22 protein-coding genes are annotated in these 25,009 nt (G+C 68.2%); 14 read left to right on the top strand and 8 right to left on the bottom strand.

What is annotated here, in order from left to right:
* Positions 1–154: 154 nt before the first annotated feature.
* The 3 genes from phnD to ML01_RS03620 all read left to right on the top strand — a co-directional run bounded on the left by phnD (position 155) and on the right by ML01_RS03620 (position 3,329).
* On the top strand, positions 155–1,135 hold the full coding sequence (gene phnD / locus ML01_RS03610) for a phosphate/phosphite/phosphonate ABC transporter substrate-binding protein (protein ID WP_058554037.1): 981 nt from the start codon (positions 155–157) through the stop codon (positions 1,133–1,135).
* A complete protein-coding gene (phnC, locus tag ML01_RS03615; protein WP_254045127.1) occupies positions 1,113–1,994 on the top strand; it encodes a phosphonate ABC transporter ATP-binding protein in 882 nt (293 codons plus the stop codon). The genes phnD and phnC overlap by 23 nt, the downstream gene beginning before the upstream one ends.
* Before the next feature lie 87 nt (positions 1,995–2,081).
* Positions 2,082–3,329 carry a potassium/proton antiporter gene (locus ML01_RS03620; protein WP_058554038.1) on the top strand — a complete coding sequence of 416 codons (1,248 nt, stop codon included), beginning with the start codon at positions 2,082–2,084 and terminating at the stop codon, positions 3,327–3,329.
* Positions 3,330–3,380: 51 nt separating this feature from the next.
* Here ML01_RS03620 and ML01_RS03625 read toward each other — a convergent pair whose 3' ends face one another.
* Together ML01_RS03625 and ML01_RS03630 are read right to left on the bottom strand one after the other, a co-directional pair.
* Complete coding sequence (locus ML01_RS03625) at positions 3,381–4,415, bottom strand: endonuclease/exonuclease/phosphatase family protein (RefSeq protein WP_058554039.1); 1,035 nt, start codon at positions 4,413–4,415, stop codon at positions 3,381–3,383.
* Positions 4,412–4,963: a cytochrome b gene (locus ML01_RS03630; protein ID WP_058554040.1), complete on the bottom strand. Its 552-nt coding sequence runs from the start codon at positions 4,961–4,963 to the stop codon at positions 4,412–4,414. Before ML01_RS03630 ends, ML01_RS03625 begins: the two co-directional genes overlap by 4 nt.
* 344 nt (positions 4,964–5,307) lie before the next feature.
* Between ML01_RS03630 and ML01_RS03635 the strand changes: the two genes are divergently transcribed.
* The 5 genes from ML01_RS03635 to ML01_RS03655 all read left to right on the top strand — a co-directional run bounded on the left by ML01_RS03635 (position 5,308) and on the right by ML01_RS03655 (position 9,050).
* On the top strand, positions 5,308–6,231 hold the full coding sequence (locus tag ML01_RS03635) for a methyltransferase domain-containing protein (protein ID WP_058554041.1): 924 nt from the start codon (positions 5,308–5,310) through the stop codon (positions 6,229–6,231).
* Positions 6,231–6,965 (top strand): tRNA (N6-threonylcarbamoyladenosine(37)-N6)-methyltransferase TrmO, encoded by a 735-nt coding sequence (gene tsaA, locus ML01_RS03640; protein ID WP_058554151.1) that lies wholly within the window; start codon positions 6,231–6,233, stop codon positions 6,963–6,965. The genes ML01_RS03635 and tsaA overlap by 1 nt, the downstream gene beginning before the upstream one ends.
* Positions 6,962–7,573, top strand: a complete 612-nt coding sequence (locus tag ML01_RS03645) for a hypothetical protein (RefSeq protein ID WP_058554042.1) — start codon at positions 6,962–6,964, stop codon at positions 7,571–7,573. The genes tsaA and ML01_RS03645 overlap by 4 nt, the downstream gene beginning before the upstream one ends.
* A gap of 149 nt (positions 7,574–7,722) precedes the next feature.
* Entirely contained in the window at positions 7,723–8,418 is a 696-nt protein-coding gene (gene rpe, locus ML01_RS03650; protein ID WP_058554043.1) for a ribulose-phosphate 3-epimerase, read from the top strand.
* 170 nt (positions 8,419–8,588) lie between these two features.
* Complete coding sequence (locus tag ML01_RS03655; RefSeq protein ID WP_058554044.1) at positions 8,589–9,050, top strand: DUF29 domain-containing protein; 462 nt, start codon at positions 8,589–8,591, stop codon at positions 9,048–9,050.
* Positions 9,051–9,691: 641 nt separating this feature from the next.
* Here the strand turns inward: ML01_RS03655 and ML01_RS03660 are convergent.
* The 5 genes from ML01_RS03660 to ML01_RS03680 form a co-directional block, all read right to left on the bottom strand.
* The gene (locus ML01_RS03660) at positions 9,692–10,657 is read right to left on the bottom strand and encodes a tetratricopeptide repeat protein (protein ID WP_058554045.1); all 966 of its coding nucleotides are present in this window, start codon (positions 10,655–10,657) and stop codon (positions 9,692–9,694) included.
* A 17-nt stretch (positions 10,658–10,674) separates the two neighbouring features.
* Positions 10,675–12,888, bottom strand: coding sequence for an SUMF1/EgtB/PvdO family nonheme iron enzyme (locus ML01_RS03665; protein WP_058554046.1), 2,214 nt, complete (start codon positions 12,886–12,888; stop codon positions 10,675–10,677).
* Between the two features lie 165 nt (positions 12,889–13,053).
* Positions 13,054–14,397, bottom strand: a complete 1,344-nt coding sequence (locus tag ML01_RS03670; protein ID WP_162267956.1) for an autotransporter outer membrane beta-barrel domain-containing protein — start codon at positions 14,395–14,397, stop codon at positions 13,054–13,056.
* 587 nt (positions 14,398–14,984) lie between these two features.
* The gene (locus tag ML01_RS03675; RefSeq protein ID WP_058554048.1) at positions 14,985–15,617 is read right to left on the bottom strand and encodes a hypothetical protein; all 633 of its coding nucleotides are present in this window, start codon (positions 15,615–15,617) and stop codon (positions 14,985–14,987) included.
* 97 nt (positions 15,618–15,714) lie between these two features.
* Positions 15,715–17,754 carry a type VI secretion system Vgr family protein gene (locus tag ML01_RS03680; protein WP_082673926.1) on the bottom strand — a complete coding sequence of 680 codons (2,040 nt, stop codon included), beginning with the start codon at positions 17,752–17,754 and terminating at the stop codon, positions 15,715–15,717.
* Between the two features lie 366 nt (positions 17,755–18,120).
* Here ML01_RS03680 and tssA point away from each other — a divergent pair, with 366 nt between their 5' ends.
* The 6 genes from tssA (at position 18,121) to tssE (ending at position 23,536) form a co-directional block, all read left to right on the top strand.
* Positions 18,121–19,206, top strand: coding sequence for a type VI secretion system protein TssA (tssA, locus tag ML01_RS03685; protein WP_162267957.1), 1,086 nt, complete (start codon positions 18,121–18,123; stop codon positions 19,204–19,206).
* A gap of 237 nt (positions 19,207–19,443) precedes the next feature.
* On the top strand, positions 19,444–19,974 hold the full coding sequence (gene tssB / locus ML01_RS03690; protein WP_058554050.1) for a type VI secretion system contractile sheath small subunit: 531 nt from the start codon (positions 19,444–19,446) through the stop codon (positions 19,972–19,974).
* A 3-nt stretch (positions 19,975–19,977) separates the two neighbouring features.
* Complete coding sequence (tssC, locus tag ML01_RS03695) at positions 19,978–21,474, top strand: type VI secretion system contractile sheath large subunit (RefSeq protein ID WP_058554051.1); 1,497 nt, start codon at positions 19,978–19,980, stop codon at positions 21,472–21,474.
* 75 nt (positions 21,475–21,549) lie between these two features.
* Positions 21,550–22,074, top strand: a complete 525-nt coding sequence (locus tag ML01_RS03700; RefSeq protein ID WP_305825867.1) for a type VI secretion system tube protein Hcp — start codon at positions 21,550–21,552, stop codon at positions 22,072–22,074.
* Between the two features lie 141 nt (positions 22,075–22,215).
* Positions 22,216–23,040, top strand: a complete 825-nt coding sequence (locus ML01_RS03705) for a type VI secretion system accessory protein TagJ (protein WP_058554053.1) — start codon at positions 22,216–22,218, stop codon at positions 23,038–23,040.
* Positions 23,033–23,536 carry a type VI secretion system baseplate subunit TssE gene (gene tssE / locus ML01_RS03710; protein WP_058554054.1) on the top strand — a complete coding sequence of 168 codons (504 nt, stop codon included), beginning with the start codon at positions 23,033–23,035 and terminating at the stop codon, positions 23,534–23,536. Before ML01_RS03705 ends, tssE begins: the two co-directional genes overlap by 8 nt.
* Positions 23,537–23,594: 58 nt before the next feature.
* Here the strand turns inward: tssE and ML01_RS03715 are convergent, their stop codons facing one another.
* Entirely contained in the window at positions 23,595–24,935 is a 1,341-nt protein-coding gene (locus ML01_RS03715) for a methyltransferase domain-containing protein (protein ID WP_156427536.1), read from the bottom strand.
* Between the last annotated feature and the right edge of the window lie 74 nt (positions 24,936–25,009).

The following is a 25,009-nucleotide window of genomic DNA, read 5'->3' on the forward strand; positions in this document are numbered from 1 at the left end:
GCAGAGCCCGTCGCCACTGCGCCCCGCCCCATCGCAGCCCCAGCCGCGTCGCACACCTTGTGGCACGCCCCGCCGTCGTCATGCCCCGGTCACATTCCGCAGCTAGGATCGCGGGGTTTTTCCGACTCGTGCAAACCCAGGGATTATCCGAGCCATGCCTACGTCCACGCTGCAAACCCCGCTGCCCCGGCGCCGCCGGCTGCTCACCGCGACCCTGGCGCTCGGCTGCGCCCTCGCCGCGCTGCCCGCGCTCGCCCTCGACCCCCGCTTCACCGACGCCGACGGCGACCTCGTCGCCGACGCGCCGAGCGACCCGGCGGACTGGATCGACCCGGACACCCTGGTGTTCGCCTACACGCCGGTCGAGGACCCGGCCGTCTACGCCGAGGTCTGGCAGGGCTTTATCGAGCACCTGCAACAGGCCACTGGCAAAAAGGTCCAGTTCTTCCCGGTGCAGTCCAACGCCGCGCAGATCGAGGCCATGCGCGCCGGGCGCCTGCACGTGGCCGGCTTCAACACGGGCTCCAATCCCCTCGCCGTGAACTGCGCAGGCTTCGTGCCCTTCGCGATGATGGCCGCCGAGGACGACAGCTACGGCTACGAGATGGAGATCATCACCCACCCCGGCAGCGGCATCGAGCAGGTGCCGGACATCAAGGGCAAGCAGCTCGCCTTCACGGCCGAGACCTCCAACTCCGGCTACAAGGCGCCGTCCGCCATCCTGCAATCGGAGTTCGACCTCGAGGCCGGGCGCGACTTCGAGCCCGTGTTCTCCGGCAAGCACGACAATTCCATCCTCGGCGTCGCCAACAAGGACTATCCCGCGGCGAGCATCGCCAACTCGGTGCTAAAGCGCATGCTCGCGCGCGACGTGGTCGAACCGGAGCAGATCGTCAGCATCTATGCGTCCGAGACCTTCCCGACCACGGGCTACGGCCACGTCTACAACCTGAAGCCGGAGCTCGCCGAGCAGATCAAGGCGGCCTTCTTCAGCTTCCCCTGGGAGGGCTCCGCGCTGCAGGCCGAGTTCAAGGAATCCGGCGAAGCCAAGTTCGTCCCCATCGCCTACCAGCAGCACTGGGACATGATCCGCAAGATCGACGCCGCCACCGGTGTCTCGTACAACTGCAAGTGAGCCCGCCCCGGGCCCGCGGATCACGCTCCGCGGGCTCGGCAAGCGCTACCGCACCGGCGACCTCGCCCTCGCCGACGTGGACCTGACGGTGCCGGCGGGCCAGGTGCTCGGCCTCATCGGCCCGTCCGGGGCCGGCAAGTCGACGCTGATCCGCTGCATCAACCGGCTCGTGGAGCCGAGCACCGGCCAGGTGCTGCTGCACGGCGACACCGGCGACGGCGTGGAGGTCTCGCGCCTCGGCCGCCGGGGGCTTCGCCGCGCGCGTCGGCGCATCGGCATGATCTTCCAGGAGTACGCGCTCGTGGAGCGGCTCACGGTCATGGAGAACGTGCTGTCCGGGCGGCTCGGCTACGTGCCCTTCTGGCGCAGTTGGCTGCGGCGCTTTCCGCCCGCCGACATCGCCCGCGCCTTTCGGCTGCTGGACCGCGTCGGCCTCACCGAGCACGCGGACAAGCGCGCCGACGCCCTGTCCGGCGGCCAGCGCCAGCGCGTCGGCATCGCCCGGGCGCTGGCACAGGAGCCGGACCTGCTCCTGGTGGACGAGCCCACGGCGAGCCTGGACCCCAAGACCAGCCGGCAGATCATGCGCCTGCTGCGCGAGATCTGCGCCGAGCGCCACCTCGCCGCCATCGTCAACATCCACGACGTGGTGCTGGCGCAGCAGTTCATGATGCGCATCGTCGGCCTGCGCGCCGGTCGCATCGTCTACGATGGCGAGCCCTCGGGCCTCACCCCTGCCGTGCTGACCGACATCTACGGCGAGGAGGACTGGAGCACGACGCCGGCAGCGCCCGTCACCGACGGCGCCGAGCCGATCCCCGAGCCGCCGACGGACCAGGACATCGCCCGGGCGCTCTGAGTTGCGCGCGGGCCATGCCTGCGGAGAGCGGCCCGGGACCCCGATCAGACGCCGCCGAGTCGGCGCATCAGCGCTTGAGCATCACCCATGACCGCATCTCTGGACCTCACGCTGGAACTCGCCGTGCTGTTGGCAACGGGGGTCGTGCTGCTCAGTGTCGTCGTCAGCCCGCTCGCGACGAGGCTCGGGGCGCCGATCCTGCTCTTGTTCCTAGGCATCGGCATGCTGGCGGGGCAGGACGGGCCGGGCGGCTATGTCCTCAACGACTTTGATCTGGTGTACGACCTCGGCAGCATCGCGCTCGCGGTGATCCTGTTCGCGGGCGGACTGGGCACGCGGGCGGCGGACATCCGCGTCTGCATCGGGCCGGCGCTGTCCATGGCGACACTCGGCGTCATGGTCACGGCAGGGGTCGTCGGGCTCGCGGGCTGGCTCGCGGGCATGCCGCTGTTCGTCGCTCTGCTGCTCGGCGCGGTGGTGGGCTCGACGGATGCGGCGGCGACCTTTCTCTTGCTGCAAGGGCGTGGCATTCGGCTGCGCGCGCGGGTCATGGAGACCATCGTCGTGGAGTCCGGCCTAAATGACCCGATGGCGATCTTCCTAACCCTGACGCTGGTGACCATCGTGGACGCCGGCGGCGGCGTGGACAGCCTGTCCTGGGCGCTGGCCGGCAGCTTTGCGCAGCAGATCGGCATTGGGGCGCTGGCGGGTGTCGCGGGCGGGCTTGGGCTCGGGCTGCTGGTGAATCGGCTGCGGCTCGCGGCCGGACTCTACGGCGTGCTCGCGCTGGCGGCCGCGCTCGCGCTGTTCGAGGCGACGCAGCTCGCGGGCGGCAGCGGCTATCTCGCGGTGTACCTGTGCGGCGTGCTGACCATGCAGCGCGTCACCGACGCGCACCGCCAGGAGCTCGACATCACCCACGGCAGCCTCGCGTGGCTGAGCCAGATCCTGATGTTCCTGCTGCTCGGGCTACTGGTCACGCCCTCGGATCTGGGCGCCGAGGCACTGCACGCCGCCGGCGTCGCGGCGGTGCTGATCTTCATCGCCCGTCCCGTGGCCGTGGCGGTCTGCCTCGCGCCCTTCCGCTATCGGTTGCGGGAGCGGCTCTTCATCGCCTGGGTGGGCCTGCGCGGTGCGGTGCCGATCTTTCTCGCCATCATCCCGGTGCTGAGCCCCGGCCCCATCGACACCGATTTCTTCAACGTGGTGTTCCTCGTCGTCATTGCGTCGCTGGTGCTGCAGGGCTGGACCATCCCTTGGCTGGCACGGCGGCTGGACCTGGAGACACCGCCAACCGCGGGCGAGCCGGCGGACGCAGACCCGCTGCGCCCCTGATGCGGACGGCGGACGACGGCGCGCCGACGCGGATGCCGCCGGTCGCTTCCGTCAGGGCAGCTTGAGCATCACCGCGATGGGGTGGTGATCCGACGGCTTGGGCTTGGCCTGGTAGCCAAGCACCTCCCAACTGCCGCGTACGAGCCAGTCCGCCGCGGGCCCGCCGAGCACGATGTGGTCGATGGCGTACGGATAGCGCGGGTTGTAGGCGTACGGAAAGGGCCGGCCGGCGCCGGCGAGGACCAGGTCGGCATCGGCGTCGCGGCGCGTGCTGCCGGGTTTGCAGCGCCGGCCCAGGGTGGGGTCGGGACGCCAGTCGCAGACCTCGCCGTCGTCGATGTCGGCCCAGAAGTGATCGTTGCGCTGATCAAGCTGGCGGTTGAAGTCGCCGAGCACGACGAAGGGGGTGTCGGCGGCGGCGCGGGCGTCGATCCATTCCTCCAGGATGCCGCGCTGGCGGATCAGGATCTCGCACTGGTGCCGGCGCACGTCGCGATCCAATCGGTTGTACGCGCAGCCGGACTTGAGATGAATCGACATCAGCTCCAGCACCGGCCCGTCTGCGCCCTCGATCTGGATACGCACACCCCAGCGGCGGCCGTCGTCGCCGAGCGCGCGGAAGGCGGGCAGCACCCGGTAGTCGAGGCCTTGGTGCGCGAGCCGCGCCCGATGAATCGCAAAGCCGGTGCGCTGGGCGAGCCGGCGCTGGCCGGCCATGCCGCGGCAGTCGTCGCGACCGTGCTCGGGGCGCGCGGAGACGACGTGGGCGTAAACGCCCGGGTCGAAGACGCGGGCCAGCGCGGCAGCGTTCTGCACCTCCTGCACGGCGATGATGTCGGCGTCGAGCGCCTCGGCCACCGCGCGCAGCTCCCGATAGTCGGCCTGCGTGCGCGGCCGGCAGCCGGCCCCGTCGGCGGCGGCGAGGTGCTCGATGTTCCAGGTGGCGAGCCTGAGCACCGGCCCCGCCGCCGAGGCCGGCCCGGCGCTGACTGCCGCGCCGAGTGCCGCCAGGCCGAGCAGCGCGGCGAGCAGTCCGGCGGCGGGCCGAGCCCGCCACCGGTCGCGGTCGCTGCGGGCCGGCGTCACGGCAAGCTGATGCGGCGCATGACGCCGTCCTTCTGCTTCCAATGCTTGAGGCCGGCACCGATGTGCAGCACCAGCAGCAGCGCAACGACGAGGCCGGCGTAGCCGTGCACCATGAAGAGCTGTGCGCTCAGTGCCTCGTTCTTGCCGATGAAACCGGGCAACTCCCACGCGAAGAACTCCACCGGGTAGCCGCCCGCCGCCGTCGCCAGCCAGCCGCCGATGGGGATGGCCAACAGCAGCCCGTACAGCAGCAGGTGCACGCCGCCGGCGGCAATCTTCTCGAACCCGGTCAGCGGCTTCTCGTAGGCCGGCGGCGGCGTCACGCGGCGCAGCACCAGGCGCAGCAACATCAGCGCGAGCAGCAGCACGCCGAAGGTCTTGTGATAGGTGTACAGGGTGTTGGTCATGTCCTGGCCGAAGGTCTCGACGGTGCCCTCGTAGCCGAGGGTCCAGAAGGTGAAGCCGACGGCCAGGAGGCCGACCACGAGCAAGGCGATGAGCCAGTGCAGTGAACGCTGAAACAGGGTGTAGCGGTAAGCGGTTGCCATGGAACGCTCCGTAGAGGTGGCAGCAGGATGATGGGTGGCCGCGGCGTCACCGTCCGCTCGCAGGCGGCAGGCGATCGGCGCCCGAGGCGCCAGCCCCGCGGCAGTATCCGCCGCGTGGCGCGCAGGACAGCTTCGCCGAGTCCATGCGTAAGCCCTATCCGGCCTGAATACAACCAGACCCGGCCAGGGCAGGCCCCGGCGCATTAGGGCGAAAGGACCGCAGCAAGGCAATGACATTCGCCCCGATAGCGTTCGCGGTGCAACCGCAGCGTGCCGCGGCGCCTCGCGCCGACGCGCTCCCGCCCCCACCTTCTACGCCAACTTCGCCGGAGATCTACGAAACAATGCGCGACACAACGCTGCCCGCGAGCCGCCTGCGCGAGGGCCTGGGCTACCTGAACTGGCTCTTTAACCCATTCCACGGCATGGATGCGAGCGGTATCTACGACCTGCTCGCCACCAGCTCGCCCACGGAGCGCGGGCTGTACCTGAACCTGGGCTACTGGCGAGACGCCCACGACCTGGACGCCGCGAGCGATGCGCTGGCGATGCTGGTGGGCGCAACCGCGGCGCTCGGCCCCGAAGACACCGTGCTCGACTGCGGTTTCGGCTTCGGCGACCAGGACATCCTGTGGGCGCAAACGTTGAAGCCGGGGCGCATCATCGGCCTCAACATCACCGCCTCGCAGGTGGAGCTTGCGCGCCGGCGCGTGGCCAAGCTCGGGCTGGACGAGCAGATTGATCTGCGCGACGGCTCCGCGACGGACATGCCCATCGAATCGTCCAGCGTGGACAAGGTGGTCGCGCTGGAGTGCGCGTTTCACTTCCGGACGCGCGCGGACTTCTTCCGCGAGGCCTGGCGGGTGCTGCGCCCGGGCGGGCGCCTCGTGCTCGCAGACATCATCCCGATGCCGGCCGTGACGGGCTTTCCGGCGCGGCTGGAGCAGCGGCTGTCCTGGGGGCTGGTCGCCGGCAAGTTCGCGATCCCGCCGGACAACGCCTACACGCGGCCGACCTATCACTCAAAGCTCGCGCTGGCGGGCTTCGATCAGATCCGCATCGAGTCCATCCGCGAGCACGTCTACGCGCCGTTGCACCGCTTTCTGGCCGAGCATCCCGACACGCTGCTGCGCCTGCACCCGGTGGCGCGGCTGCCGGCACGCCTCGCGCTGCGCTTTGAGGCCACCAGCGTCTATCGCGGGCTCGACTACGTGCTCGTCAGCGCGGTGAAGCCGAAGCAGCTCTTGGGCCCGCAGCGGCGGCGATGATGGCGTTCAGCTTCGAGCCCATCGGCATCGCCCGGACGCCCTTCACCGACAAGTTCGGCATTCCGCGCCAGCCCGGGCTCGTGGCTGCGCCCGGCCGCATCGTGCTCCACCCACCCTACGCCCGGCGCGAGGCCTTCGCGGCGCTGGAGGGCTTCAGCCACGTCTGGCTGCTCTGGGTGTTCCACGACGATTGCCTCGCCGCCGGCTGGAAGCCGACGGTGCGCCCGCCGCGGCTCGGCGGCCGGCGCACGGTGGGCGTGTTCGCGAGCCGCGCGCCGTACCGCCCGAACCCCATCGGCCTGTCCGCGGTCGCCCAGCATGGCCTGGTGGACGACGCCGACGGGCTCGCGCTCGCGGTATCCGGTGTGGACCTGCTGGACGGCACGCCGGTGCTCGACATCAAGCCCTACGTCGCCTATGCCGATGCCCTGCCGCAGGCCACATGCGGCTTCGCGCAGGCGGAGCCGGCGCGCGCCTTCGCGGTGCGGCTGTCGGCGGAGGCCGCACAGGACATCGCGGCACGCGACCCGGACGGGCGGCTCGCGCTGGCCAGGCTCATCGAGCAGATGATCGCGCAGGACCCAAGGCCCGGCTACATGGACCGCTATCCGGAACGAAAAGCGTTCACAATTCGGCTGTACGATTGCGACATCCGCTGGCGGCTCGACGGCGACACGGCCGTCGTCCAGCGCTGCATCCCCGTTCGCAACGCACATCAAGAGACGCACCAATGACCGCAGCCGCAGTCCAGAAACAGGCCGCCTGGTTCCCCTGGTTCAAGTGGACCGTCTACAGCCTGCTTGCCGTCAACATCCTGCTGTTCCTACTCACCGAGACCGTCACCGAAGGGCTGGATAGCCTGGCCTGGGTGGTGCTGCTCCTGCTCTTCGAGTGGGAAACCAGCCAGCTCGACAAGCCCTATGTGTCCAAGTGGGAGCGCTGGGGCATCCACGGCGGGCGCATCGCTGCCTATGCGTTGGTGCTCTGGAGCGCCTTCGGCTACTCCAGCGCCACCCATATCGCCGAGCACGGCGCCGTCGATATGTGGAACGCCTGGACCTGGATCCTGATCGTGCTGGTGCTGGAGTACGACGTCTACGCGCCTGGCCGCTATGGCCGCTGGGAGTGGTACCTGCGCAACGCCATCAAGGTGGTGCTGTACGCGGCGCTGTTCGTCTACGCACTGCTGTGGGGGCTGGACGGGAGCTGGCTCGACTTCTACGACGCGCTGCTGTGGATATTGTGCTTCTTCGCCATCGAGATGAACGTCGCGAACTACGAGGAACAGATCCCCTACGCCGGCGAGGACGACGCCGTGGCCGAGGGGGCGGTCGAGGGCTAAGCAGCTCAACACGCGGGGCGACCGCGAGCCCGCGCTCGCCCCGCGGGCGCGGCCATGAAATGCGCCCGCGCATCGGTTAAAGTTCCCGGTCTCAGCTACCCCGCCAGCCGAGCCGCACGCCGCTCGGCCAGCCCCCACGGAGAACCCCGATGGCCGCAGAAGACCTGATCGCCCCCTCCATCCTGTCCGCGGACTTCGCGAAGCTCGGCGAAGAAGTCGACAACGTGCTGGCCGCCGGTGCCGACATCGTCCACTTCGATGTCATGGACAACCATTACGTGCCGAACCTGACCATCGGCCCGCTGGTGTGCGAGGCGCTGCGCAAGCACGGCGTCACCGCGCCCATCGACGTGCACCTGATGGTGAAGCCCGTTGACCGCATCATCCCGGACTTCGCTGCCGCCGGCGCCACGTACATCACCTTCCACCCGGAGGCGAGCGAGCACATCGACCGCACGCTCCAGCTCATCCACGGCGAGGGCTGCAAGGCCGGCCTCGTGTTCAACCCGGCCACGCCCTTGTCCCATCTCGAATACGTCATCGACAAGGTGGACATGATCCTGCTGATGTCCGTGAATCCGGGCTTCGGCGGCCAGAGCTTCATCCCGGCGGCGCTCACGAAGCTGCGCCAGGCCCGGGAGATCATCGACGCCTCCGGCCGCGAGATCCGGCTCGAGGTCGACGGCGGCGTCAAGGTGGACAACATCGCCGAGATCAAGGCCGCCGGCGCCGACACCTTCGTCTCCGGCTCCGGCATCTTCGGCAAGGGCAAAGACACCGACCCGCACCGCTACGACAGCATCATCCGGCAGATGCGCGAGGCGCTGGGGTCGGCTGGCGGCTGATACCCCCGCCTCTCCCCGCGCGACAGCCCGAGCACGGCGACGGTCTTGAAGCGACCGTCGTGGTTTCTTTCGTTGGCGTTGTCGTAATCGCTCTCGAAGGCCACGCGACAACGACAACGAGCGTTCGTTGAGCCCCTTGCAGCTTATTCGCCTTCTCGCCGAGCACGCCGATGACGACAAACTGGCAGTCTCTGTCCGCAAGTTCCCAGTACCGCACCGCGCTGGCCATTCGGCAGGCACTGGAGGCTGGCGATCAGGCCGAAGCCGTCGCCGGCCTTGAAGAGCTGATTGACGCCATGTCGCGGTCGGACAAGCGCGCGCTGAAAAGCCAACTGGTTCGCTTGATGGCGCACGTCATCAAATGGCGCAGCCAGCCTGAGCGTCGCTCGCTGGGCTGGGTCGCCAGCATCGAGAGCGCACGCGAAGAGATCGCGGACATTCGCGAGGAGACACCGAGCCTGAACGAGGCGGTGATCCAGGCGTTGTGGGAGAGGGCCTTCGCAACGGCGCTGCGCCAGGCGGAGGCGGAGATAGGGCATCGCGCGCAGATCGACGCCCTGACCTGGGCTGAGGTCTTCGAGACGATGTATCGACTCGATCCGAGCGCCTCGATGCGTGATTCCCCGAGCTGATCATCGGCCCGGCGTCGGCTGGGGCTCCGTAACCGTCGCTGCCGGTGCGCGTCGGCGCTTACCCCAACTTAACCGCCACAGAATCAGCGCAGGAAGGGAAAATGCTTCGCGTCCCCACCCCCATCGCTCTCGCGCTTTTGCTCCTGTTGCCATCCATGCAAGCAACAGCAGATTCATGCTGGAACCACAACGGATCGATCATGCGCCTCGTCGCTTCTGGAGATCAGCGATGGTTCTACTATGAAAATCCGAGGGCGGTGCTGCGAGAAGCCGGCGTAACCAGCGGAACCCTATTGTTCAACGGTCGAAAGCAAGGAAACGACTACGTCGGCACCGCACGCAGGTTCTCGAAGGACTGTCCTGGCACCCCCCTTGAATACCCCGTTGAAGGCTCCGTCAGCGGGGATCAATTAAGCGTCACTGTACGCGGATCGCGGCCCGTCTATACCAAATGCGTACCAACGGGCAAGTTCGCAGACGACACACTCGTCTTCACCTACGTGCGCGCTTGTGATTAGCCGGTCACCCCGGCTTAGTGCGTACACGGCCAACTGAGCTACCGGAGCGATGACAACCAAGCTGCATCGTGAGGCCCACTGACTCGGCGCGTCGTCGGCGCTGCCGAGCCAGCGGGCCTCCGGTCAGTTCTGCGCGACCGCGGGACCGGCGAGGTTCTCCAGCCGCTGCGCGGCGGCCACCTGGGTCTGCTGCGCTTGCGCCTGGGCGGCGACGGCGACGTACTGGTCCACGAGCCGGCGGTTGGCTGCCACCGCCGGTGTCTGCTGGTCCAACAGCCGCGTGCTGCGGCTCTTGGTGACGGCCTGCTTGGCCTGGGCCACCTGCGCCTCGGTGCGGCTCACCTGCTGGCGACCGGCGGCGGTGCGCTGGCGCACGGCCTGGTATTGCGCCTGGGCCTGCGCCCGGTTGGCCGCGGCGCGTGCCGCGGCGGCGGCACGCGCCGCGGCCTCGGCCTCGAACTCGGCCTTGGCAACGGCCACGGCCTCGCGCAGGTAGACGACCTTATCCTCGGTGAGGCCGGCGGCCTTGCGGTAGAGATCCAGCGCCTGCACCGGGTCCCTCGGCACGCCGGCGCCCTTCTCGTGCAGGTTGCCGAGCAGAAGCTGGGCGCGGTCGAAGTCCTGGTCCGCCGCCTTGCGGTACCAACGCGCGGCCTCCGCCGGGTTCGGTGCGCCGGTGAGGCCGCGCTCGTAGATCTCGCCGACATAGGTCTGCGCCGTGGGATCGCCGGCGTCCGCGGCGGAGCGCCAGACGGCCAGCGCCGTGGCGGGGTTGGCACGGTCGAACAGGATGTACTGCCCGCCCAGGATCTCGCAGTCCGTGGCCGTCTTCTTCACCGGTCGCGGCCGCGTAACCCAGGTGACGGTGGTCCCCATGCGGCGCATCTTGCCGGGCAGCAGGCAGTCCACCACGGTGAGGTCCTCCGCCTGGGCCACCAGCCGCTCCACGGTGGCGGCGTCGTCCCGCGGCCCCGCCGCCTGCTGATACACCGACTCGCCGCCAGTGCCGGCGCAGGCACCAAGCAGCACCGCGAGCGATGCCGAGCCGAGCAAGGGCAGCACGCGGGGGACAGGGAATTTCTGATGCATGGCGGGAGGCTCCGGGGTTAGGGCCGAGGGCCGAGGGCCGAGGGCCGAGGTGGACCATTTGCGGCAGCACGTTCGTCATCCGCACGCTCGGTCTTGCGGTCCAGCTCGCGCGCGAGGCGGAAGCCGACATTGCTGAGGCCGAGATTACCGGGCGCCGCATCGCGGGCGGCGGCGCGCACCAGCACCGGTGCATCCAGCCAGGAGCCGCCGCGGAACACCCGCGGCGCGGTCAGCGACGGCCGCGCGGCACAGCGCGACTGGGCGCCGCCGTAGCCGGCATCGTACTCGGAGCAGGTCCACTCGCTGACGTTGCCCAGGGTGTCCCGCAGCCCGAAGGGGTTCGGCGGGAAGACGCCCACGGGGGCCGCGTAGCGGTAGTCGTCATCGCACTCGGCGGTGTTGGCGAGACCGCAGCCCTGCCGGGCGTCGTTGCCCCAGAAGCGGGCCGTGTCGGTGCCGGCCCGGGCGAGGTATTCCCATTCCGCTTCGGTGGGCAGCCGGTAGGTCTTGCCGGTGCGCTCGCTGAGCCACTCCGCGTAGGCCATGGCGTCGTTCCAGGTGATGCAGGCGACGGGACTCTGCTCCGTCACATCGTAGCCCGGGCGCTCCCAGCTCAGCGTGATGTCGGGCACGAGCTGCTCCCAGTCGTCGTCCGGGCGCAGACAGGTGGAGCTGGCGGCGACCTCGGTGCGGTAGCCGGTCGCCGCAACGAACCGCCGATATTGGGCGACGCTGAGCTCGGTCTCGCCGATGGCGATGGGTCGTCGGATCTCAACAGGCACCTGCTGCTCGTCCGCATTGCGCCCGGGCTCGCCGGCCGGAGAGCCGAGCCGGAAGTCAGCCGCAGGTATCCAGACCATGATGGGTCCCGCACCGCCGTCGTCCATCGGGTCCGAGAAACGGCTGCCGGGGACGACCAACGAGGGCTCGGGCTCCGGTTCTGGTTCTGGTTCTGGCTCGGGCTCCGGTTCTGGTTCTGGTTCTGGCTCGGGCTCCGGTTCTGGCTCCGGTTCTGGCTCCGGTTCTGGCTCCGGTTCTGGCTCCGGTTCTGGCTCCGGTTCTGGCTCCGGCTCGGGCTCTGGTGCCTCGACAGTCAGCCAGCCCATGGCCGCGAGCCAGTCGCCGAGCTCGGCCCGATAGAGCCAGCCGGCACCGCCGAGCCCGAGCACCAGCAGCAGCGCCGGCAGCCAGGCGGACCGGCGCTTGCGCAGCGCCGGCGGCGGCGCGTCGGGGGCTGTCCGCTGCCGCGCCGGCGCGCTCGGCGCCGTTGCCTTGCTGTCGGCCTCGATGATGCGCGTCGCCGCGTCCGCGACCCCGGGTCTGGGTGCGAGCACCGTCGCCCCGGCGTCGCCGCCGAAGAGCTGCCGCCAGGCCTCAACGGACTGTGGCCGCTCCTCCGGGCGCAGCGCGCAGGCCTGGTCGATGGCGAGGAGGAAGGTCTGCGGGAAGTCGCCGCGGGCGAGATCGGCGGCAGGCTCCTGCGTAAGGCCGAACAGCCGCTCCGGCGCCGAGCGCGGCTTGCGGCCCGTCACGGCGACATACAGCGTGGCACCGAGGCCGTAGATATCGGTCCAGGGGCCTTGCTCGCCGACGGCCTGCTGCTGCTCCAGCGCGGCAAAGACGGGTGTGTAGGCGGCGACGACGGAGCGCTCGCTTTGGCCGGTCAGGTTGCGCGCGGCGCCGAAGTCGATGAGCACCGGCGAGAAGTCGTCCCGGATCAGGATGTTCTCGGGCTTGATGTCGCGGTGCACGATGCCGAGCGCATGCACCCGCTCCAGACCGTCGAGCAGCGGATCGATGATCGCCGCGAGCTGCGGCGCCGTGAGCCGCCCCTGCTCGTCCAGGATGCCGGACAAGGGCCGCCCCTGCTCGAAGTCCATGAACATGTAGGCGGTGCCGTTCGCCTCGCCGTAGCGGGTGACGCGGACGATGTTCGGGTGGCGCTCCGGTTGGCCCAGCTCCCAGAGGTTCTTGGCCTCCTGCAGGAAGCGCCGACGCGCCCAGTCGAACAGCTCTTGGGTCTCCGCGGAGAGGGGGCGGACCTCGCCTTCCGGGTCGCGGTAGGCGAGCTCGCTCGGCAGAAACTCCTTGATGACGACCGTCTGCGGCAGGTAGGTGTTGCGCGCCTCGTAGACGATGCCGAAGGCGCCCGCGCCGAGCACCCGCACGATCCGGAACTCCAGGATCATGCTGTCGATGGGCAGTGCGTTGTGCGGGGCGGTCACGGGCATGGGGGCTCGGCGACTGCGGCGTTGGCCGCTCTCGGCAGTGGCTGCGGGCGGGCGAGATGCACGCGCGGCGAGTATAGCGAGCCCCGTCCGGGGCTGTCGCGAAGCGGGCTGAGGCAGTTTGGGGCTCGATGCCGGCCGCGGCGGGCCGGGCATCGAGCCGCCACGTCAGAACGCGAGGCGCACGCCGGCGTTGATGTTGTGCTCGGTGTAGTCCCGCACGCCGAGGGTGGCCTCGTAATTCACAAAGGTCGTGATGCCCCGCGGGAACTGCGCCCCGAGGCCGACGCCGACGCGGTAGTAGTCGGTATCGAGCCGGTCGGTGGCGAGCACGAAGGCGACCTGGCTGGGATCGTTGGCGAAGGTGCCGCCGATGGTCTGGTCGCCGTCGTTGTACTCGTGTACCCATTCCGCCCAGAGCTGCGGAATCAGCACCGCCTGCTGCGTACTGATGGCGGTCTGATAGGCCGCACCCAGGGTGCTGGTGAATGAGCTGGAGCTCTGCGAGCGGATGCGCAGATCCAGTCCGCGGGCGCCGCGCTCGGTGTAGGAATCAATGTCGGTGCTCAGATAATCGAGGCGCCCGTACAGATCGACAATGTGCCGGCCCAAGACGAGGTCGTAGCCCGCACCCAGCATGAAGTTGTACTGGCTGCCGTCGTAGTCGGACGTTGCGGCACGCAGCCCGCCCAACAGCCCGTAGTCGACGTTGCGCACCTGATCGTAGCTGCCCCAGGCATAGCCGGCGGCGGCCTCCAGGTACAGGTTGTCGTCGATGGACCAGGTACCGTAGGCGGACAAGGACCAACTGTCCGCATCCAGGTTGCCGCCGTTGGCATCGATATCCACACTGCTGGAGGAGTAGCCGAGGGCGAGGCCCGCGACGAGACCGTCGAGAAGCACATAGTCGGCACCCGCGGTCAGGCCCCAGATGTCGTAGTCGAAGCCGTCCTCGTTGGCGCTGCGGTCTTTGTTGCCCCAGCCGAGGTTGCCGTTGACGAAGAAGGCGAGCCGCTCGAATTGGTACTCGTCGGCGCCGGCCGCCGCCCCCGAGATGATCTGCCCCGGCAGGGTCAGCCCATTCATGGTCAGGCCGCCCCGGCCGGCGGTGCCGGCGCGCAACGTCTGCAGCCGCGCGGCGAGGTTGTCCACCTGAGTGCCGACCAACTGCGCGCTCACGCGCCGGGGCGCCACTGCCTGCTCCGGCGTAAGGGCGACGACACCCGCGGCCGCATCGCCGGGATCAGTGCCGGAGGCCGTGATGATGGCCGTACACTGTTCGAGAAGATCTCGCTCACCGGCGCTCAGCCCGGCCGGCGCACGCGCCAAAAGCTGCGGGCACAGGGTATCCACGGCCGCACCCATGGCACGCTGCGGCCCGCTGAGGCCGGGCAGGGTGTCGAGCGGCACGGACGCCGGTTGTTCCTGCTCCGCCTCCTGCTCCGCCTCCTGCTCCGCCGGGGTGGACTCGAAGCTGCCCTCCTGGGCCAACAACAAGCGGGAATCGGGCACCAGCAACAGACTCAGCGCCAGGGCGGCGGCTGCGCCCGAGGTAAAGGCCTGCGAGGGTGCACGCCGGACCGCTGCAGGCGCCGCCGGACAGACGCGAGCGCACGGCCACAACCCCATCATTGGCTGTGGTGGAGCGCCGGCGCTGCCCGCGCGCTGATGACGACGCGAAATCACATCTTCGCGACGGCCGGGGGGCTCGTCACAATCGCTGCTGCAACGGCCGATGTCCGGCCGATGTCGATGGCTCATGGGGTGCTCCTATTGCTGGTCTTGGGGTGGCATCGAGACGCCGACGGCGCCGCTCGGAAAAGGTCGCCTGCCCGGCATTGGACAGGGGACCCGCTTGAAGGTTATTTGGCCTGGATTGCTTGACGGCGCCGAACATTTGCAGATGAGTCAAGTTTCGACTGGGCGGCGGGCGCGTCGGGATCGAAATCGGGATCGGGATCGGTCGCCACTCGGTTCGATCTCGATTTCGATTTCGATAGCGATTTCGATAGCCATGGGCACGACTCCTCGGTCTGAGGCGAAGCCTCGCTAGGAGCGAGCCGGGTGAATGCTGGTGAGGCGTGCGGCCGGCAGTCCAATCAGCGCCCTCCGTCCGCGGCCTGATCCCAGCGCAAGCGTCGCTGGGCGATGTCGAGGGCCAGTTTCAGAAAATCGCGGTAGTGATCCTCGGCATGCTGGGGCTTATGCATAACCGCTGCGGCCATGACGGCGCCGCGCACGGTTTGTGCAGCAAGGTGCTCCGCGGGCTCCACCGCCGGCGTGTCCGGCGGCGCGATGCTGCCGCCGGAAAAGAAGACCGCGAGCCCGACCAAGCCCGCGGCCGTCGCCAGCTCGGTCGCGTCGGCGGCGTCCTTGGCAGCACGGCGATTGTGCTCCGTGGGCTCGCACACCCAGGCGAGCGCCGCCGCCAGCGCGGCTGCATCGGTGGCGGACGATGCCGCGCCCCCGCGCGGCTCGCGCGCGCAGGAATAGCTCCACCAGACTGCCTCGCGCGTGGGCAGCGCCGCGGCCATGAAGGTCACGGCATCCAGGTACTGGCGCTCCGCCACCAGCGCCCCGAGGAAGTCCTGCGCCGACATGCCCGGCTGCAGCACCGGCGAGTGCACCACGTCGAGCCCCAGACGGGTACAGATGGCCCTTGCCCGGTCCGGGAGCAAGGCCTGCGCGGCCGTCGCCGCGGTCACGGTCACGGTCTCATTGGCTTCGGTCATAGCCGTCGGCTCCCGTCGAGCTTTGCGGCGGCCATGCCGGCTGCCGCGCTGCGCGATGCTGGTCGGCAGTTGGTGTTGGATACTGTCTTGTCATCCGTCAGTTGATCATCGTGACGCCGCCTTTCAGCGTCAGCATGCCGTCGCCCTTCACCGTCGTCATGACGCCCTTCACGTCCACCATCACCTGACCCTCAATCTTAATATTAAGGCCCTTGATAGTGACGCCCATCTGGTCGATCTTGATGCTGCTCTGACCCACTTTGAGCTCGATGGACTGCATTGCCTCCGTGCTGCTCTTGCCCAGGTCCAGCTTGGTGGTCTGGTTGCCCATCTTGAGCTTCAGATCGTCGTTGCCCATGTCGAGCTGAACAGTGCGATTACCCATCTTCAGCGTCAAGGCGTCATTGCCCCCGCCGAGCTCGACGATGCGCTTGCCCTGCTTGATGTTCAGGGTCTCGTTGCCCATCGAGATCTCTTCGCTGCGGTTGCCTTTCTCGATGGTCAGCGTCTCGTTGCCCTTGGTGATGGTCTCGGTGCGGTTCTGGGTGATCTCGATGGTCTGGTTGTTCATGACCTTAAGATCGTCGTCGTTCTCGACGACGCGGTGGAAATCCTTCTCGGCATGAAAGTACACGTCTTCCGAGCCCTTCTTGTCCTCGAACCTGAGCTCGTTGAAGTTGGCGGTACCGGCCTCCTTGGAGCTGCGCGTCTTGACCCCGCTTTGGGTCTGATTCGCGGGCAGCCCGTACGGCGGCATCTGCACATCGTTGTACACGGAACCCACCACCAGTGGCCGGTCCGGGTCGCCTTCAAGGAAGCTGACCACGACCTCTTGGCCGATGCGCGGGATGGAGATCGCACCCCAGTTCTTGCCGGCCCAGCCGGTGGCGACGCGGATCCAGCAAGAGCTCTCCTCGTTCTTCCGCCCGTAGCGGTCCCAGTGGAACTGGACCTTGATGCGCCCGAACTGGTCCGTCCAGATCTCCTCGCCCTGCTTGCCGACCACCTCGGCGGTCTGCAGGCCGTGAATAGCCGATTTCTTCGTGACGCGCGGCGGCCGGAAGGGCTGCGTGGACGGGATCACTTCGAATGTCGACCGGTACACCGGCGCGTCATCCGGTGCATCTTTGGTCAGAAAGTCGCTTGAGCGCAGGTGATGCTCGGCAGCGGTAACCAGATACTCGCTGTTCAGCTCGCCCACGGGATGCTCCGCCAGCGTGAACAGGCAGCCTACGGCGACACCGCGCGACACCCCCTCCCCGTGCCCGACGATGTGATCGGCCTGCAGCTCCTCGACGCGCACCCGTGCGTAATCGTCGCCGCTTTCGCCATTGGCATAGAGGCCCGGGTAATCAAAGATCTCCAGGGCATCGTGGGTGTGCCCCGGGCTGTTGGCGGCCTGCCCCAACAGATCGGTCCGGGAGCTGGTGAAATCATAGTCGTCGTGCACGAATGCACCGCTGCGCAGCGCCATGGCCTGACTCCAGCGATACACGTAATCCTGCTCGCGCACGGCGATGTTGGTTACTGGACGAAACGGGATCTGCGCATGCCCGGGGAATGGCGCATGCGCGCCGTAAGCATCGGCCAGCACCAGCGTATGCTTGCCGTCCGCGTGCGTAAAGAAATAGTAGATCCCGTATTGCTCCATGAGCCGCGAGACGAAGTTGAAATGGGTCTCGCGGTATTGCACGCAGTATTCGCGCTCAGGATAGTTGCCGGACAGCTTCAGCTCGAAATCGGTAAAGCCGGCGTCGCGGAACACCTGTTGAATGATGTCGGGCACCTGCATGCCTTGATAGATCTTGCAGTCGGAGCTCCGCGTCAGCAGCCACAGCCAAGGCACCAGGGTCGCGCCATAACGACACAGCCGGTCCTCGGTACCGGCGTAGGCGAAGCGGTTGCAGATGCCGTTGAACCAGCGCGTGCCGCCGTCGAGCAGGCGCAGCGCAACCGTCATGGGCTGGCCGAGGACCTGGTCGGGCGCGACGGCGAAATCCTCGCTGAGCAGATCGAGCTCGAGCTGGAACAGGCTGCTGAGTCGCTCCGTCGCCAGCACGCTTTTCAGCAGCAAGGTATCCGCCGGCAGCGGTGTCTTCACCGAGATGACGCGCTCGGCCTGGGAGAACGAGGGCATAGTCGCAGGCTCCGTGGTGTCGCCGCCGACGCGCCCCCGCTGCCGGGGGTGCAGCGGCAATGCGGCAGACAGTATGACAACAGGCCACGCGGCTCAACCGCGGGAGTCGTTGCCGGCACGCGCGGACGGCAGCAGCCGCAGCCCCGAGCCCCCGCACGTAGGGGCGTTACCTTAGCCTGCGCGGGCGCCTCGGCGGCTGTGAAATTTGTCACCTTGTCGCGAACCTAGGGCTCGACTATGCTGCGAAGTCAGTGGCGGCGCCCCCCGATGGGCGGACCCGGCCGACCACGGCCGAATCCAACTCCGACAAGTCCCGCCCGACAAGTCCACGGCCGACTCTTAAGTCGTCTGACCCTAGGTCACGTGTTGAGGGCCCAAGCATTGTTCGACGTCGAAGCCTTGCTTGTCCCGGTGTCGGCGGACGCCCCTTGCGGCGAAGATCTGGAGTACGGCGCCGTAGATGCGCTAAACCGTGCCGCGCAGGTGGTGCCGGAGCAGCAGATCGGCACCACGGTGGTGCCGGCGCAGGAGCCGGACTGGGACGCGGTGCGCCGACAGGCCCTGGAGATCTGTCAGGAGACTAAGGATCTGCGTGTCGCCGCGACGCTCGCCAACGCCGCGGCGCGAACGCTCGGCTGGCCCGGGTTCGCGGACGCCCTGGCTTACCTGGATGGCCTGCTCGAACGCTACTGGGCCGACGTGCATCCCGGCCTGGACCCGGACGAGCCGGACGACTTCACGCTGCGGGTCAATGTGGTGGCGTCGCTCGCGGACGCCGAGACGACGCTTGTCTACCTGCGTGAAGCACCGCTGGTGCAGTCGGTAATGGGTCGGTATTCGCTGCGCGATCTGCTCGTGGCGGAAGGCGTGCTCGCGCATGCCCCCGCCGGCGAGGAGGCACCGCCCGAGCGCGCGCTCATCGACGCTGCGATTCGCGCGGCGGACATCGACCAGTTGACCGCATCCAAGGCCGCGATCGACCGCGCCGCAACCAAGCTCGCCGACCTCGAGGCGCGCCTGATGAGCTTGGTGGGCGCCGCGTCGGCACCGGACATGTCCGCGCTCGCGACGCTGATCAAGCGTGCGCAGCGCGCGCTTGCCGACGGTTTTGTCCTGCACCCGGATGCTCCGGCAGAGCTGGTGCAGGAGGCCGCCGAGGGCAGCAGTGCCGCGGATGTCGCCCTAGGCGCAGCCCGGTCCGCGCCCGCCGCCGGCATCGGCGAGATCGCGGGCCCGGACGACGTGCGCAGGGCACTGGAGGCACTGTGCACCTACTACCGAACGCATGAGCCGTCGAGTCCCATCCCGATTCTGCTGGAGCGTGCGCTGGGCCTGATTTCGAAGGATTTCTACGAGATCGTGAAGAACCTTGCCCCGGATGGTCTCGCAGCGGTCGATGGGCTGCGCGGCCCGCGGCCCGAGGATGCCGGCAGCAGCGGGTCCGGGTGGTGACGTCGCGACGCGACACGCCCCGGGTGGCGCGCCTTCCCGGCGCCGGCGCATGCCCGGGGGACATTGCAGACAACGCGCGGCAGGCTCGGCAGCTCGGTCAAGCTTCGCGGACGCCCGCTGCGGGCATGTTGCCGAGCCCTCTCCCCGACGCGGCGGGCTAGCGCACCGACCAGGCCGCGGGCCTGATCGCCGCCGCACAGCGCAGCAACCTGAGTTTAAGCAAAGCGAGGCTAGAACGTGCCACAGAGCAGCCAGAAATTCATCGCCCGTAATCGCGCGCCACGCGTGCAGATCGAGTACGACGTCGAGCTCTACGGCGCCGAGAAGAAGGTCCAGTTGCCCTTCGTGCAGGGCGTCTTGGCGGACCTCTCCGGCAAGCCCGCCGAGGCGCTGCCGGCCGTCGCCGACCGGAAGTTCCTCGAGATCGACGTGGACAACTTCGACGACCGGCTCAAATCCATGAAGCCGCGCGTTGCCTTCCAGGTCCCGAATACGCTGACCGGCGAAGGCAACCTCAACGTCGACATTACGTTCGAGAGTATGGACGACTTCTCGCCGGCCGCGGTGGCCCGCAAGGTCGACTCGCTGAACAAGCTGCTGCAGGCACGCGAGCAGCTCGCGAGCCTCGTCACCTACATGGACGGCAAGTCCGGCGCCGAGGACCTGATCTCAAAGCTGCTGTCCGACCCGACGCTGCTGCAATCGCTCGCCTCGGCACCCAAGCCCGCCGACGACGCTGCCGCAAGCGAAGAACAGAAGGAGGGCTGATCCATGGCCGAAGCCGAAACCCAAGCTCAGGCGGAAGCCCAGTCCGCCGAATTCGAGCCAAGCGCGTTCAGCGCACTGCTGGAGAAGGAGTTCCGGCCGAAGTCCGACCGCGCCAAAGAGGCCGTCGAGACCGCCGTTCAGACCCTCGCGCAGCAAGCGCTCGCGAGCACGGTCACCGTCTCAGCCGATGTCGTCAACACCATCCAGGCGCTCATTGCGCAGATAGACGCCAAGCTCAGCGAGCAGGTAAACCAGATCCTCCACCACGAGGACTTCCAGAAGCTCGAAGGCGCCTGGCGCGGTCTGCACTACATGGTGAACAACACCGAAACGGACGAGATGCTCAAGATCAAGGTCATGAACATCTCGAAAAAGGACTTGCACAAGACGCTGAAGAAGTACAAGGGCACCGCCTGGGACCAGAGCCCGATCTTCAAGAAGCTCTATGAAGAGGAATACGGCCAGTTCGGTGGCGAGCCCTTCGGCTGCCTCGTCGGCGACTACGACTTCGACCACGGCCCGCCGGACGTCGAGCTGCTCGGCGAGATGGCCAAGATCGCCGCGGCGATCCATGCCCCCTTCATCTCCGCCGCCAAGCCGACCGCCATGGGGATGGATTCCTGGCAGGAGCTCGCCAACCCGCGCGACCTGACCAAGATCTTCCAGACCGCCGAGTATGCCGCATGGCGCTCGCTGCGCGAGTCCGACGACGCGCGCTACATCGGGCTCACGATGCCGCGCTTCCTGGCGCGCCTGCCCTACGGCGCCAAGACCGACCCGGTGGACGACTTCGACTTCGAGGAGGACACCGAGGGCGCCGACCACAGCCGGTACTGCTGGGCGAATTCGGCCTATGCGATGGCCACCAACATCAACCGCTCCTTCAAGCTCTACGGCTGGTGCTCGCGCATCCGCGGCATCGAGTCCGGCGGCGCGGTGGAAGGCTTGCCGACGCACACCTTCCCCACCGATGACGGCGGCGTGGACATGAAGTGCCCGACCGAGATCGCCATCAGCGACCGGCGCGAGGCGGAGCTGGCAAAGAACGGTTTCATGCCGCTGATCCACAAGAAGAACTCGGACTTCGCCGCGTTCATCGGCGCGCAATCGCTGCAGAAGCCGTTCGAGTACGATGACCCCGACGCCACCGCGAACGCCAATCTCGCCGCGCGCCTGCCCTACCTGTTCTCCACGTGCCGCTTCGCGCACTACTTAAAGTGCATCGTGCGCGACAAGGTCGGCTCCTTCAAGGAGCGCGGCGATATGCAGCTTTGGCTCAACAACTGGATCATGAACTACGTCGACGGCAACCCCGAGACGTCGAGCGAGATCCAAAAGGCACGCAAGCCGCTGTCCGCCGCGGAGGTCGTGGTCGAGGAGGTCGAGGGCAACCCGGGTTATTACACGTCGAAGTTCTTCCTGCGACCGCATTACCAATTGGAAGGGCTCACCGTGTCGCTGCGCTTGGTCTCGAAACTGCCGTCGACGAAGGGCGGCTGACGCTGACGGCTCCCGAAGTCAGCGCGTCGGCAGCGTGGCCGGCGCCAACCCGGCCCTGCGGCGCCCAAGCGCGCCATGGGGCCCGCATCAACCAACGCGAAGAAAGAGGAAAATCCGATGGCAGTTGACATGTTCCTGAAGCTGGAAGGCATCAAGGGCGAGGCCCAAGACGACAAGCGCAAAGAGGATATCGACGTGCTCGCTTGGAGCTGGGGCGTCAGCAATTCGGGCTCGACGCACATGGGCTCGGGCAGCGGCTCCGGCAAGGCGGCCTTCCAGGACATCAGCATCACCAAATGGATCGACAAGTCCTCGCCCGTCCTGTGGCAGCATTCCACCACCGGCAAGCATATCCCGAAGGGGCAACTGGTCGTCCGCAAGGCGGGCGGCACGCAGATGGAATACATCGTCATTGATTTCAAGGACATCCTCGTGACCAGCGTGTCGCTCGGCGGCTCCGGTGGGGAAGACCGCCTGACCGAGAACGTCAGCCTCAACTTCGGTTGGTTCGGCTACAAGTACGTCGAGCAGACGGCGGCGGGCGGCGAGGGTGCCAAGCCGGAGTACAAGTACGACATCGCCGCCCAGAAGGAAGGCTGAGGCTGCCCGCCCGCGGCGCCTGTGCCCCGCGGGCCAACCGAGACCGGGGCCGCCGCGTGCGGCCCCGTTACCATGCCGTCCGTGACCGGCACCGAATACGACGGCTGACCATCGAGGACACCTAGATGCTCGCTGAAGACGATGCTCGCTGAAGACGCACTGCGCGCCGGCCGCCTCGATGACGCCCTGAAGCTCCTGCAGGAGCGGGTCCGCAGCGACCCCGCCGAGGTGAAGCACCGAATTTTTTTGTTCCAGCTCCTGGCCGTTCTCGGCGAATGGAGCCGCGCACTGAACCAGCTCAAGGTGGCTGCCGGGCTCGACGCCGGCACCTTGGCGATGGTGCAGACGTACCGCGAGGCCCTGCGCTGCGAGGTCTTCCGCGCCGAGGTCTTCGCCGGCAGGCGCACGCCGCTGGTCTTCGGCGAGCCCCGGCGGTGGATCGCCCTGCTCATCGAAGCGCAGCGACTGTTCGCCGATGGTGAGGTTGCCCGGGCCGCGGAGATGCGCACCGAGGCACTCACCCTCGCGCCGCCCACGCCCGGCGCAATCAACGACGCCCCCTGCGAGTGGGTCACCGACGGCGACAGCCGGCTCGGACCGATCCTGGAGCTGATCGTCAACGGCAACTACTACTGGGTGCCCTTCGAGCGCGTCCGCTCCATCCACTTCGATCCCCCCGCCGACCTGCGGGACTTGGTTTGGACCCCGGCCCAGGTGACCTGGGCGAACGGCGGCCAGACCGTGGCGCTCATACCGAGTCGTTATCCCGGCTCTGAGCGCTCCGCCGACCCGGACATCGTGCGCGCGCGCAAGACCGAGTGGGCAGAGCACCCGGGCGAGACCTTCCTCGGCAGCGGGCAGCGCATGCTGTTCACGGATCAAGCGGAGTACGCCCTGTTCGACATACGCACCATCACCCTGCAACCGGGTGCCGAAGACGGCGCAACCGAGGCGGAGATTGCCTGAGCTTACGCACAAGGAGCGGCTGCAGCCGTCGCTGCTGGACCGCCTCACCGACGATGAGCCGGACAAGCAAGTGGAATCCCGCGAGCAGCGGGTGTTCTCCCTTGCACGCCTGCGCGAGGCGGTGCTGCGCGATGTTGCCTGGCTGCTCAACACCACGAACCTGGAAGCCGCCGCCGATCTGGGCGCCTACCCGGAAGTCCGTCACTCGGTGCTCAACTACGGCATTCCGGACCTGGCGGGCACCTTCGTGTCGCGGACGAACATTGACGCACTAGAGCGCAACCTGCGCCAAGCGATCATCGACTTCGAGCCGCGCATCCTGAGCCGCAGCCTGACGGTGCGGCTGGAACCGAACGCGTCGCAGATGAGCCACAACGCCCTGACGCTCCTGATCGAAGGCGAGCTGTGGGCGCAGCCGATTCCGCTGCGCGTCTATCTCAAGACCGAGATCGACCTCGACGTCGGCGATGTGCAGGTGGTGGACCAGCTCGGCTGAACCGGCCATTGACCCCGCAGGGTTAGGTCCCGGCTGGAAGGCGGCCACCAGAGGGAGCTCAATGCTGGCTGGAAGCCGGCACCACATGCGCCGCCACGCAGTAGCCGGCGACCGGCGTGCGGAACTCGTAGCGCAGGGTGTCGCGGATCTCGCACTCCGGCTCGCTGAAGCCGGCACTCGCGAGCGCCTGCACCACATAGTGCGGATCGTGGCGGTAGCGCCCCGAGGGGCGGCGCTCCCAGCCGCGCGCCTGCCCCTGCCCGGCGGCATCCTCCACGGTCAGGATGAGCCAGCCGCCGGGCCGCATGATGGCGGCAAAGTTCCGCAGCACCGGCTCCAGATCCCCGAAGTAGACCAGCACATCGGCGCAGATCACGGCCGTGAAGCTTGCCTGCGGATAGGTCGCCGGGTTGCCGAGGTCGGTCCGCGTCAGCAGATCGAAGATGTTGCGCGCCTTGGACTTCTCGAGCATCCCCACGGACAGGTCGCAGCCGTGCAGCAGCTTGGCGAAGGGGCGCAGATAGGGCGCGCAGAGCCCGGTGCCGCAGCCGGCGTCCAGGATCTCCCGGCTCGCGTCGGGCGCCCAGCCGAGCTGCTCGATCATCCTGCCGATGAGCTGCGGGCCGCGGTTGCCGATGGCCTCGAGGTTCTCGTCATAGTAGGCAGAGAAGCGGTCGAACTCGTCGATGAGGCTGCCCAGATCCTGCGTGTCGTCGCCGCTGTCGTCGAGGTTGGCGACGAGTCCGTCGAGCATGGCGACATGCGCCGCGCTCCAGCGCGGGCGCTGTCGCTCGGCAAGCTGTCTGGCGTGGTCGGGATAGCCGAAATGGCCGAGGCCGCGCATCAGGGCCGCGACGCCGGCGCGGAAATCGTCGCCGGCGAGCGCAGCCAGCGTCGGCTCCCAAATCTGCAACAGGCGTTCGGGGTCCTTGCGCTGGAGCAGCAGGCTGATGAGCGGCAGCACCGGGCGCAGATCGTCGCGCTTGAGCTGGGCGGTGCGCTCCAGCGCGGCGATGCCATCCTCTTCCTCGCCGAATTCCACCAGCACCAGCGCCGCGTCCAGCAGCGCGATGGGGTTGTCGGGATGATCGGCGATGACCTTTCGCAGCGTGCCGACCGTGCCGTCGCGGATCATCTTTGCACGCTCGGCGTCGCCGAGCTCTTGCAGGATCGCCCAGACGTAGGCGGCGCCCCCGGCGCTCACCCGGCCGTCGTCGAGCACCTGCTCCATCAGCTCGCGCGCCGCGTCGCGCCGGCCTTCCTCCAGCGCCGAGAAGGCCTGGCCGATGCGCTCGGTGTTGAGCTGCTGGGCCTCGCGGTCGGCCTCGATGTCGGCCTGCATGTCGGCGCTGGAGCCGACACCCGCTGCGGGCGGCGGGCCGTTGTCGGGCGTGGTCATGACGAACCTCGATGGCGGCCGCAAGCCGCCGGCAATGCGCTGCAAGATCGGCTCGGCGTCGCCGCAAGCACCCG

Source organism: Thiohalocapsa sp. ML1 (assembly GCF_001469165.1).
Taxonomy (GTDB): Bacteria; Pseudomonadota; Gammaproteobacteria; order Chromatiales; family Chromatiaceae; genus Thiohalocapsa.